The sequence below is a fragment of the Leuconostoc kimchii IMSNU 11154 genome, from assembly GCF_000092505.1.
In the GTDB taxonomy this organism is placed as follows: Bacteria; Bacillota; Bacilli; order Lactobacillales; family Lactobacillaceae; genus Leuconostoc; species Leuconostoc kimchii.
Genome location: NC_014136.1, coordinates 1,761,199 through 1,773,480, shown reverse-complemented (window position 1 = coordinate 1,773,480; position 12,282 = coordinate 1,761,199). Strand labels below are relative to the sequence as shown.

General features: G+C 37.8%; 9 protein-coding genes. All 9 read right to left on the bottom strand.

Going from position 1 to position 12,282, the window contains the following annotated elements:
* Positions 1-10 precede the first annotated feature (10 nt).
* The 9 genes from map to recX all read right to left on the bottom strand — a co-directional run bounded on the left by map (position 11) and on the right by recX (position 12,087).
* Complete coding sequence (gene map / locus LKI_RS09380) at positions 11-799, bottom strand: type I methionyl aminopeptidase (RefSeq protein ID WP_013103911.1); 789 nt, start codon at positions 797-799, stop codon at positions 11-13.
* 153 nt (positions 800-952) lie between these two features.
* Positions 953-1,912, bottom strand: coding sequence for an ROK family glucokinase (locus LKI_RS09375; protein ID WP_041762754.1), 960 nt, complete (start codon positions 1,910-1,912; stop codon positions 953-955).
* Positions 1,913-2,046: 134 nt separating this feature from the next.
* The gene (locus tag LKI_RS09370; protein ID WP_013103909.1) at positions 2,047-2,253 is read right to left on the bottom strand and encodes a YqgQ family protein; all 207 of its coding nucleotides are present in this window, start codon (positions 2,251-2,253) and stop codon (positions 2,047-2,049) included.
* The gene (locus LKI_RS09365; protein WP_013103908.1) at positions 2,250-2,939 is read right to left on the bottom strand and encodes a rhomboid family intramembrane serine protease; all 690 of its coding nucleotides are present in this window, start codon (positions 2,937-2,939) and stop codon (positions 2,250-2,252) included. Before LKI_RS09365 ends, LKI_RS09370 begins: the two co-directional genes overlap by 4 nt.
* 79 nt (positions 2,940-3,018) lie before the next feature.
* Positions 3,019-6,744, bottom strand: coding sequence for a helicase-exonuclease AddAB subunit AddA (gene addA, locus LKI_RS09360; RefSeq protein WP_013103907.1), 3,726 nt, complete (start codon positions 6,742-6,744; stop codon positions 3,019-3,021).
* Positions 6,722-10,258: a PD-(D/E)XK nuclease family protein gene (locus tag LKI_RS09355; protein ID WP_013103906.1), complete on the bottom strand. Its 3,537-nt coding sequence runs from the start codon at positions 10,256-10,258 to the stop codon at positions 6,722-6,724. The genes addA and LKI_RS09355 overlap by 23 nt, the downstream gene beginning before the upstream one ends.
* A 118-nt stretch (positions 10,259-10,376) precedes the next feature.
* Positions 10,377-10,946, bottom strand: a complete 570-nt coding sequence (gene ntdP, locus LKI_RS09350; RefSeq protein ID WP_013103905.1) for a nucleoside tri-diphosphate phosphatase — start codon at positions 10,944-10,946, stop codon at positions 10,377-10,379.
* 68 nt (positions 10,947-11,014) lie between these two features.
* The gene (locus LKI_RS09345) at positions 11,015-11,287 is read right to left on the bottom strand and encodes a hypothetical protein (RefSeq protein WP_013103904.1); all 273 of its coding nucleotides are present in this window, start codon (positions 11,285-11,287) and stop codon (positions 11,015-11,017) included.
* Between the two features lie 2 nt (positions 11,288-11,289).
* Complete coding sequence (recX, locus tag LKI_RS09340; RefSeq protein WP_013103903.1) at positions 11,290-12,087, bottom strand: recombination regulator RecX; 798 nt, start codon at positions 12,085-12,087, stop codon at positions 11,290-11,292.
* Between the last annotated feature and the right edge of the window lie 195 nt (positions 12,088-12,282).

Below are 12,282 nucleotides of genomic sequence, written 5' to 3'. Positions count from 1 at the left end.
TTACTCGCTTTTACAAATATTGTGCATCAAATTCTGGATCTTGACTCGTTAAAATTTTGGGACCGTCTTTTGTGATTGCTAATGTATGTTCGTACTGTGCTGACCATGAACCATCAGTTGTTGTTACTGTCCAACCATCTTCCTCGGTTTGATCAGTATCTACTTCCCAACCACCAATATTAATCATTGGTTCAATCGTAATAACCATGCCCTCACGTAAGCGAATACCATGTCCTGGTTTGCCATAATGTGGCACTTGTGGTTCTTCATGCATAGTTGGCCCAACACCATGCCCAATGTACTGACGGACATCACCATAATGATGTTCAACTTCCGTGTATTGTTGAATTGCATGACCAATATCGCCGATACGATTACCAATAACAGCCTGATCAATGCCTAAGTACATCGACTTTTTTGTAACAGCCATTAACTTCTCTATTTCTGGTGATACCTGCCCGACAGCGTACGACCAAGCAGAGTCTGACACAGCACCATTGAGACCAACAACTGTGTCAACTTTAACTAAATCACCTGATTTTAAGTGTAGGCCTTTACGAGGCAAACCATGCGCAACTTCATTATTCACGCTAATAGTTGTCGCATATTTAAAGCCTTCAAAACCAACTTGTAAGGCCACACCACCATGACTTTCAATATATTCACGTGACTTTGTTTCAATTTCCCAAGTGTCAATACCCGGCTTAATTAAATCACGTAGCATATGGTGCATACCTGCAATAATTGCACCTGATTGTCGCATGGCTTCAATTTCTCGTGGTGACTTTAAAGTAATCATATTGTTTCTTCTTTCTATAAAAATATTGATTTTAGTTTAAAATTTAAATAACAATTACCTTCCATTATACCTTTTTTTAGACGCTAACGTGCTATTTATTAAAAAGTGTATAAAAAAAGCAACCAGTTGGTCGCAAAATTATACATTCTAAATTTAGACACGAGCCAATGAAGCAGCACCAATGACACCCGCATCATTGCCTAACTCAGCTAATTTTACACGTGTACTTTGACGCACTGTTGGAAAAGCGAACATCTGCCAATTTTTTTCGACACGCGCGCGCAAAAATTCACCAGCTGCCGCAACACCACCACCAATAACAATAGCTGAAGGGTTGAGAATATTAGCCATGGCCGCCGTTGCGTAGCCCAAATAATAAGCAACTTTATTCACCACCTCATTGGCTAGAAAATCACCATTTTTTGCCAAATCAAATACGATTTTTGAAGTCACTTCTTCACCATTAGAAATTAATTCTTTAAGTTTAGATGAGCCAACATATTCTTCAGCAAAATCTTGTGCCAAATGAACAACGCCTGTGGCTGAAGTATATTGTTCTAAACAACCGCGATTACCACATGTGCACAAATAACCGTTTGGTTCGACAATAACATGCCCAACTTCACCACCTGCACCAGCTGTACCGTGAATTAGCTCACCATTGGCAACTAAGCCACCACCAACGCCAGTACCAAGCGTGATGAATGAGACTTCACCATCGTTGTTACCTGCACCGCGCCATGCTTCTCCCAATGCAGCTGCATTGGCATCATTATCAATTGTCAGCGTAAATCCTGTGCCTGCTTCAATATCTGCTTTAACCGCTTGTTCTGTTTTCCAATTTAAATTGAATGCACCTGTTACCGTACCAGTTTGACGGTTTACAGTTCCCGGTGTCCCCATGCCAATACCAATAATACGTTCTGCATCAAGTTGGTACAAATCAAGATGATGATTAATTGAATCAATAATATCTGGCACAATATGTGCCCCTTGATCAAATATATTTGTTTTAATCGACCACTTCTGCTGAATTTCACCATCTTCAGTTAAAATAGCGAATTTGATCGTCGTACCGCCAAGGTCAACACCAATTAATTTATCTTTAGCCATGTTAGTTAATGCTTGGTCAATTCGAACCAAACATCATTCCTCCTCAAAATTGATTACCCACTCATTCTAACAGAAAACGCTTGCAATTTGCAAGCGTTTTCATGCTTTTCAGTAACCGATTCAATTCCTTAAATTTAATCGCTTGGTTGCGCTTCCTCTAAGTGATGTTCATGCGCCAATATCAGCTTCATCGTTGCATACTCTTTATCATTAATCACATCAGCATGATGTAAGTTATCAACTTCTAAAGCCGCCATTTCAATATCCCATAAGCGCTTACCAACATGAATATAGACACCAAAAGACTTTAAAAAAGTTAATATATCATAGAAGTTTTTCATGCCACACCACCTTTCGAAATAACCATTAGTATTAAAATAATGATAGTTACAAAAATCATTGTTATACGCATCATCAATGGATATTTACCCGAACGACCATAAAACCCAACGATAATCGTAAAAATCATACCACCTACTAAACCACCGATATGTCCCCACATATCGATACCTGTAGTCGCAAAACCTGTCACTAAATTTAAAGCAACAAACATGATCATCACAGTTCCTTGAGATCGAATGCGTGGATCATCTTTAAATTGTATGGCATACAAAATCATACCACCAAACAGTCCAAAGAGTGCAGAAGATGCACCCACAGAAACCGTCAATGGCGCAAATAGATACGAGAAAATATTACCAATTACACCACTAAACAAATATAAAATAAGAAATTTACGACTACCAAATGATGATTCTACAAGTGGCCCAATAAACCATAATGTCAACATATTAGTAAAAACATGCATAAAACCAGCATGTAAAAACAATGGTGTGACTAGCCGCCAATAGTCATGATGCAACTTAATATATGGCCCCCATTTAGCACCTAGTACCACGAGTAATTGACCATCATCGGTTTGTCCGCCCCCGATAACAAGTTCTAGAATGAAAATAAGCACAGTTAATGTTAAAATGCTAACCGTTATCGGCGCTTGTTTGAATTGTTGTTTAAAAGATATTATCATGGCTCTATTTTACACTATTCTATGCATAGATGTTGCTTATAATAACAAACATATGTCATCTATTACATGACATATCAGATTAAGCTAATGCTATATCGACAACACGGCCAATGCTTAATGAGATGAGCTGCGGTGTGTGGCATATATACTCAGGGTATTCTTGCTGCAAAGCCCGCTGATACAAACGTAATTGCCCCTTATATCGTGCTGCCAATTTTTTCAAATCTTCATCAATGCGATCATGACGAATAAAATCTGTTTTATAATCAAAAATGGTAATCATTTTAGTCGTTTCATCAATAAAGTACCCATCAATAATACCATGAACTAGCACTGGTTCATCATCAATCACGTTTTTATAAATTTGATTAGCAGGTATAATCATCGCAAATGTTGCCTCTCGACGTAGTGTATCAACATGTTTTATGATTTGTTGGGCAAACGTTGTTTCCAAAAAAGCCATTAAATTATCAATATTAACTAAGGCTGCTACTTGTGGTAAAATTCGGTGACTAATCACTAAATCATCACGTAATTTTTCAAGTGTTTGACGCGTTTGAATAACTTTAAAATCAAGCATTTGCAGCATCAGATGTGTTGCAACACCTACAGCCGCGCTTGAAGGCTTTTTTGACCCATCTGTCATGAATTCAGGTAATGCAAGTGACTGGTTAACTAATACGTTAGCTGGTCTAAAATCACCATTTTCGAGCACATCAACTGTTTGTAACTCAGGACGATCTGGGTCTTCAAACAAGCGTTTCATCTCGCTTACCGACTGATAAGCTGCAGTATGGCTCGCACTTTGATTGCTATATTCATAATTTATAATCTTTTTTGCTTGCGTAAAATCATCTACACTGTAAGCTGTATTCTCAGGTTGAGCAGTTTCAGCAATGCTGATATCATCCAATATTGGTTCAATTGTCGTATCATCTATCAAATTAATCGTTATTTGTCCATCTAATAATGTTTCTGGTCCAACCAATCTTGGTAGCTCACCATCGCCTAACCAACCTTCTAGTATCTCATTTTTTGTACGGGCAAGGCTAATTACCAACCAATCTAAATAAGATTTAGCTGATAAGCGTAGGTCTTCTGCTAAGAACTGACCACTAGTTTTTTTTGCTAGTTGCCATAGTTCCGTTAGTCGCGTACTTTTGCCGTCATCATCAACTTTGACAGAGCCAATGATATGCAACTGCTGCTCTGCTCGTGTTAAAGCAACATACAGCAATCGCATCTCTTCTGACCAACTTTGCCGTTTCAATGCTTGCTGCACAGTTAACTTTTGTAAAGTAGACATTGAAACTAAGGCATCTGGTTGCATGTAGTCCATGCCAATACCCGCATCTTTTTGAATTAAAACGTTACCAGTTAAATCTTTCGTATTAAAGTCTTTATCAAACTCAGGCAGGAAAACAATCGGGAATTCCAAGCCTTTAGATGCGTGAATTGTCATGATACGTACGGCCTGCACATCAGCCTCTTGTGGTGCTTCTCCAAGTTGACCATCATTATCTTGTAACTGTTCAATGTACCGAACGAATCTAAATAGACCAGCATTATTATTAGTTTGGTATGTTCGTGCATAATCATACAAGGCATGTAAATTAGCCTGCCTTTGTGCCCCACCGGGCATACCCGCAACATAGTCTAACCAAGCTGTATCATCAAATATTGTCCAAATAAGCGTGACTAGATCATTTTGAATTGCAAGTAGATGCCATTTTTGAAATAAATCCAGTATCACTTTACCCTGAGCATCACTTTTTGAAAATTCTTTTAGCGCTGTCCAAAAATCATGCTTTTGGTCTGTCAAGCGAATGGCTGCTAAATCATTTTCCGTTAAATTAAACATGGGAGACCGCAGTACAGCAACAAGCGGAACGTCTTGATGCGGGTTATCAACAACGCGTAATACATCTAACATTAAATAAATTTCCATCGTTTGAAAGTAATTACCAACAGAATCAACTTGTACTGGAATACCTGCTTGTCGCAAGGCAGCAACAAGATCAATGTACCCAGCCTTTGATCTTGTTAAAATAGCAATATCCGCATACTCAACAGGCCGCATGCCTGCTGGATCATTTTTTCGATCAAAGATTGTTGTTTGACGTAACTTTAAAATTTTATCAGCCAGTCGTGCGTACTGTGCCTGTCTTTTTTCGAACGTTGGCTCGTCAGCCATTTGTGCCGTCTCATCCTGATGACTTTCTGAAGACGTTGTCGTGATCACATCAACATCAAATACCGCAGGAACATCCACTGGATAAGCCGCTTTTGGCACTAATTTAGCTTCTCCTAAGTAAGCAATATCACCTAGTTTTTCATCCATTAACTGCGTAAATATTAAATTAGTGACCTGCGTGACATTATTTTGGGAACGGAAGTTATCAGCTAACTCGATGCGCGTATCGTCATTGTTTCCTTGTGCAAAACGCTTATACTTTTGTGTAAATAATGATGGTTCTGCTTGCCTAAAGCCATAAATACTCTGCTTAACATCACCAACCATATACATGTTTTGACCATTAGATACTTGAGATAGTAACGTTTCTTGTAATTGATTAATATCTTGATACTCGTCAACCAATATTTCTGAAAATTGCCCGCTCACTGTCTTTTGTGTCGCTTCGTCTGCTAAAATTTGAAGTGCCAATGCCCCTAAATCAGGAAAATCTACTAATTTGGCTGTTCTTTTTGCTTCGGTAAATGCTTCCCGAAATGTTTGTGTTAATAGAATAAGTGTTTGCGTGAGTTGATTAGAATCGTATTGTATTGATAGCCAATTTTTTTCATTGAATCGAAAAAAGGTATCTGCCAATTTTTTAATGTCTGATTTGGAACCAATAATTTTATTTTTAACCGTGGTTGCCTGGGATAAAATCGCCAACATTTCTGGCTCTTCTTTCACCCCTTTACTTGCTTTTGTTTCTATACTGATCTTAGGTGATTGCATGATTTGGTCACGGATAACATCCCATTTGCCATCAACTAAACAACTTTGAATGCCACTTAGATAAGTTGTCATGTCCAAAAATCCGGCTTGCGTTTTCTTAAACTCGGGTATGCCATCAGTCAATATTTGGATGTCTTTGGCAGCGGCCATCAACTGATTAATCGTACTTTCAACAATAGGCCGTATCTCATGACGGTACATATCTGACTGCGTCAAATCACTAGCATGCGTCAAATCGTCTTCACGTAAACTTTGCAGCCAAGCTGAACCATCTGGACGTGCTTCAGCAAAATCAGCTAACTTTAAAACAATGTTTTGTAATTGATCATCATGAGTTGGATCACCAAAATTAGTCACCAAGGCTAAAAAATTGGCATGTTGCACGTGTGTTTCTTCATAAAAATCTGAGAATACATTGTTTAGCACATCCTGACGAAGCATATCGCGTTCCGCGGTATCTGATAGCAAGCGAAACTGTGGATCCAAGCCAATCACATGATAGTAATTTTCAATCAGACGTAGCGCGTAAGCATCAATTGTTGAAATATTGGCCGCTGGTAATAGCAATAATTGTTCTTGCAAGAAACGTTTTAAATGCTCATCAGCAGTCTGTAATCGTTTTTCAATAGCTATTTCAAGTCGCTCTCTCATTTCATTGGCAGCCGCATGTGTAAAAGTAACGATTAGAAAATTTTCAACACTAGTTCCTGCCAATATTTTTTGAATTAAACGTTCAATCAATACAGTTGTTTTCCCTGAACCAGCAGAGGCGGCAACTAAAATGTTATGCCCTGTCTCCTGAACCGCACGCTGTTGGTTAATCGTAAATTGTGTCGCCATGATCGTCACGCTCCCTCAAAATTTTTAATATATTTGCTTTCCCTTTGGGCGCTTCTGGCCGATAGGTATCTCCCAAGGAACGATCAAACCGTAAAATATCGGCAAAGGACGTGTAACGCAAACTCGCTATCGTCGGTTCTAAAGGAAATAAGCCCGCTAAAATGTGCTCTCCTGCACGGTTGATATTATCACGATTACGACTCAGTAATAATTCGAAGTCCTCCGGATCTACAAAGTCACTATTTGCATAAAGCGCGCCATCATTTTTTCTTTTTAATTGATAAAATTGTGAAGCCCTACTGTCGTCCGAATGATCTAAGCTGTCGATATAATCTTCTTCTGACACAAATAATCCGCGATATTTAAATATATCTGGTTTGACGTTCCCAGCTAACAAATCATCTATATCACCCTTGAAATTTGCAATGAGCTGTTTTTCAGGCGCAATTTGTGCAAAAAACGCCCCACCAATTGCTTCGACACCCAGTAGTTGAGCATTCATTTGTGCCGCTTGCCAATAAGTTAGCAGTTGCATCTGCAAACCGTCAAATGCTTGCCCCCAATCAAATTGTTTCCCACTAGATTTATAATCAATAATCGTACCAAACACATGTGCTTGATCCTGTATATCAAAACGGTCAATTTTACCACGAACCTGAACGTTAACCTTCCCACGCGAAAACTTTAACGGTGGTAAGGACGCTTGACTCGGAAAACCAAATAGTTGTTCGACGTGACTCGGTTTAGCTGAATTAACACGTGCGGAGCGTTGTAAATTCATCAAAAGCGTCGCACTCACACGTTGTAAATAATCACGCGTTGCACGCATCTTACCATTCTCCTGCAATAACTGATATTCAGGAGATTGTATTATTTCAGTCATCTTTTGTTGTACTAATATCAATAAATCAGGTGTGGTTATATCACGCAAACTCATATTTTCTTTAATGAGCGCTTTCAAAACACCTTCCAAAACTGCATGATATAATGTACCCGTTTGTGCCACATCTAATTCATTGGTGGCACGCTCTTTTAACTTCAAACCATACTGAATAAAGTATCCCAATGGATTACGATAATAACTTTCTAATTGTGAGATAGAAACATTCAACTGATCACCAAACAAAGCATGCACAAATTCTGGTTTTAAAACTTGTGACGTATTTTTATAGTTTGGCGCTGACAAAACACGTGTTAATCGGTCACTTTGAGTGTCTGCAATGGTGTTTTGTATGGCTTTAAAAGCTGCTGTTGTTCGTTGCGTTGGTAAAATTTTAACGAGTTCAGAAAGCGTTGCCCGTGCAGTGCCAATATACCTTTTCAACAGATCCGCACCGTTATGTGGCTTACTTGCTACCTTTTCCACACTAACATTAAAGGTGGCAATTAGTCTTTTGAAAAAAGGTGACATTTCTGAAATTTTACCGCTGGCTTCCAACATGGGATATGACAAAGTTAAATTATCTGTGGTTGCCGCCAGTGCACCATAAAATAACAAGTTTTCTTCCGTCATTTGTTGTTGCGCCGTATTTTGCAAATATTTTGAGACACCAGCTTCTTTTAATGCCGGTTGTACAATGAGTCTTTCAGCGTCATTAATTAAAGCAGTTGTTTTGGCCTGTGCTGGTAAATTAGAACGTGTCCCACCAATAAAAAAGAGTTGTTTATAGTGATTATTTTGAACAATACCTGCCTCAGAAATTGTGAGTTGATCTAAGTTATTGGGAATACCTGAAAATTTAGCACCTGAGAATCCTGTAGATAAAACATCTTTGAATGCGCTTAAATCAAACGGTTCATTCCCACTAATTTCAACAATCTCATCTAAAGTTTGTGTCAATAACTGCCAAACTTCTTCGCCTTGGCGTGATCGTGTGAGTTCACCAGCTAAAATTAAGGCATCACGTTGCTCTGTAATCGCATCAACAACATGAAAATTTTGTAACCAAGTAACCAAATTAGTAGCCGCTAATTGTGTCGTTTTTGCTTGATCCAACGCAACTTGTAGCGCATCAAACGCTGTCAATACAAATCGGCGTAGTGTTTCAATTCGACGATTTGTGATAGCATCGTCAGAAACAATCGTTGCATCATCGTCATCAATTTGACCAACAACGGTGAATAATTCAAAGGGCTTTTCTAAATTACGCCAAGTTTTCTCATAGGGGCGATTTGCATACAGATAATTATCAAAATAACTGACGACATCGAAAAACTCATCTTCAGGAACTAAACTGGTCTGATTATAGGGTCGTAGTAAACTAGTTTTTAAAACCGTCATAACATTTTGATATTGAAATCTGTCTTTAGCTGGTACCAGTAAGTTTAAAATTAATTCAACCAAAGGATGGTTCACCATTTTTTGATCTGTGTCTAAAAAGTAAGGTAAATCAAATTGTGACATCACTTCGGGAATATGTGCCGTGTAAGGTGTTAAATCACGCGCTAAAATTAAAATATCACGCAATCGTAGTGTCGGTTGCTCAACCAAAAGGCGTCGGACACGACGTGCAATCTCTTGCATTTCAACAACAGTATTTTCTGCTGCAAATGCCTGTAATTCAACCTTGTCTACTTCTCCACTAAAGGCGCGGTACTCTCCTAGATTTTCCCACGCCGACAATACTTGATTTACAGTGTGACTAAGCTGCCTTGGTTTTGTTGCAGCTATGAGTTCTACTGATTGGTTAGCTTGTTTTGTTAAATAAACGAGCTGTTGTGCTGTTTGCATTGGTTTATTAAAGACATCACCTGCCTGCTGATATCCTAATTTTTTGACGTCACCCAATAAGGCTATTGTCGTTGGATAATGTGTCAAAATTTGGCTCACAACTTGCATTTCAGCACTCGTAAAACCATTAAAATTATCAAAATAAAAAGCAACATTTTCTAACTGAGTAGCCGCTAATTGTGTCGCAAAAAAAGGTAGCACCTCTTGCTGTGTGATACGTTCAGTGCCTATTTTACGTGTTAAAGCATCGGATACGATGGCTAAATCACGTAACTTACTAGCAAGTGTTTGACGTAAAAAAGTATCATCGTGACTCTCATCATTTAAAATTTGTAATAAATCTTGGGGTGAAATATGACTTGCACGTAGTTCAACCAGTTGCTTAACTAATGCTGAAATGAAGCCACTTTTAGACTGCATTCGCGCAAAAACAGGTAATTGTGCAGCATACTCACGTAGAATATCAGAAACCATAATAAATAAGCCTGTATTTTGAATGATATTCGGTTGCGCATCGGGCATATCTTTTAATAATGCCCACGCTAAACGCGTTAATGAATAGACTTGTAATCGGCTTTGTGCATAGAACTTATTTTTCGACGTTTTCCCATTCAAAATAGCAAATTGTTTTAAAACATCAACTTCACTATCAAATTTAACGTGATTTGGAACGATATAATAAACTGTCAAATTAGGGGTTTGTTGTAGATTTTTTTGCACATCTTCTAGTAAACTGGCACGTAGGTCAGTACGTGCATTATTCATAAAAATTTTAAGTCCCATAGCATGCCCCTCTCGTTAATGACCCTTAAATAACTATTAGTGTATTTTCTCTTATGTCACCTATTATTCTATTTTATCACACAAAAAAGCGCGCAAATCTTTGCGCGCTTTTTCTTCATTAACGCCGATCTTTGAGGCGTTGTTGCATCAAATGCTGATATCTAGCAAACCAAATATCAATATAACCTTGTGAAAAGGGGCCCGTTTCGTCATTAATCCAATCAACCAAAATTTTAACATGTGCTTTTAAAATTTGGTCGATTTCTGGTGGGTAATGCCATTTTTTACTATGAACAGCATACTCATCTGCATCAAGTAAATGCTTTTCGCCATCCGGAAAAACTTTGACATCTAAATCGTAATCTATATATTTTAACGCCTCTTTGTCTAAGACATAAGGTGATGCTAAATTACAATAGTACGAAACCCCATTATCACGTATCATTGCAATAATATTAAACCAATACTTTTTATGAAAATAAACAATAGCAGGCTCCCTGGTCACCCAGCGACGACCGTCATCTTCAGTTACTAAAGTATGATCATTTAATCCAATAATCGCATTTTCACTAGTTTTTAGCACCATGGTATCACGCCAAGTTCGATGCAACGAGCCATCATGTTTGTAACTTTTGATCGTAATGAAATCTCCTTCGCGTGGTCCGCGATTCGACTTATCAAAGCTCATGATCGTACCTACTCTTCTAACACCGAATTTCTATTTAATTGTACCAAATTTCACGATTAAATGATAGACTACAAGTCATTGCGATGACTATTACCACGAACAAAATGTTGCGTATTCGTTTTTTGGTTAGCTTTTTTAGAAGAAATCAGCTGCTTTTGTAACTGTACGATAATTAATTTTAAATGGGGTAATTGATTTTCTAATGCCTTGATTTGTTGTTGCCTATAATTATCAATATGATCTACTGCTTTTAAAAGCTTTAATTCTTTTAGCATTGTATTCGCTTGTTGCTCTGCTGCTGATAATTTTGTTTGTATCACTTTTGGATCATAAAATTGCATGATTAAGACTCACTTTCAAATGCTGACATGATAACATCAATAGTTTCACGATGATACCCCTTAGTATAAAGATAACTTTTCGTCTTATACTGCCGCTGGCTCAGTGGCACATTGCGATAACGATGCCAGAGTTTATCGGCCTGCCTTTTTATGTTGTCTAACTCAGTCACATCATCATTTTCAAAATTGAGTTCTGAAATAACAGATTGCCCAATATCAAAGGAAAACCCTTTATTCGCTAACGCTTGAATAATTTTTTGTTGCTTAGCACGTGTAGATTCACGTTTGTAGGTATTAGCAAATTTCGTCGCCATTTTTTGAGCAATTTCAATTTGCTCTTCGTAAGTATAGGTTTCGAGGGCCATCTCAATGTCGTCGTCCAAGATACCTGCTTGTTTCAAATCCATTTTTATAGCATTTGGCCCTTTGGGACTGATTAATTTCTTTGTTGCAACATAATGCCTTGCATAATTAGCATCATCAAGATATCCTAGATTTTTTAACTGTGCAATCGCCTGATCCTGTATGGCTTCAGAAACCGCCTTTTCAGTTAACTTTTGTTTGACTTGTTTAATTGTTCGTAAGGCGTGGCCTAAGTAATTAATTGCTATATTAAAGGCTTTGGCAACCTCATCATCATGTTTAATTTGTTCAATTAAAGCATCATCAAGCTCACGACCCTTTGCTAAACCGTATTTAATTAACACACTTTCAGACACACCAAACGCAAATTGTTTGTCCAAATCAACGCTATATCGCCCTGCTTTTTTTTGTGTTGCAATCTTCGTAATTGTTTTCATAACTCTATTGTACGAAAAAAAGCACCGAAGTGCTTTCTTTTTTGGTCATTATCATGTCAATAATAACTGTTTACTTGACTAATTCATTCTAAGTTTTAAGATGAGTCGTATTACTCACAACTAAATCAGCTTCATGACTGCTGACAATTAATTTCATCATCATCTAGCTAAATAAAATTATCGAATGATTAGTTG

Coding starts and splice junctions, on each gene's coding strand:
- ntdP (WP_013103905.1), bottom strand. CDS start 10,946: ATGAGCTTTGATAAGTCGAATCGCGGACCACGCGAAGGAGATTTCATT.
- map (WP_013103911.1), bottom strand. CDS start 799: ATGATTACTTTAAAGTCACCACGAGAAATTGAAGCCATGCGACAATCA.
- LKI_RS09375 (WP_041762754.1), bottom strand. CDS start 1,912: ATGGCTAAAGATAAATTAATTGGTGTTGACCTTGGCGGTACGACGATC.
- addA (WP_013103907.1), bottom strand. CDS start 6,744: ATGGCGACACAATTTACGATTAACCAACAGCGTGCGGTTCAGGAGACA.
- LKI_RS09355 (WP_013103906.1), bottom strand. CDS start 10,258: ATGGGACTTAAAATTTTTATGAATAATGCACGTACTGACCTACGTGCC.
- LKI_RS09365 (WP_013103908.1), bottom strand. CDS start 2,939: ATGATAATATCTTTTAAACAACAATTCAAACAAGCGCCGATAACGGTT.
- LKI_RS09345 (WP_013103904.1), bottom strand. CDS start 11,287: ATGCAATTTTATGATCCAAAAGTGATACAAACAAAATTATCAGCAGCA.
- LKI_RS09370 (WP_013103909.1), bottom strand. CDS start 2,253: ATGAAAAACTTCTATGATATATTAACTTTTTTAAAGTCTTTTGGTGTC.
- recX (WP_013103903.1), bottom strand. CDS start 12,087: ATGAAAACAATTACGAAGATTGCAACACAAAAAAAAGCAGGGCGATAT.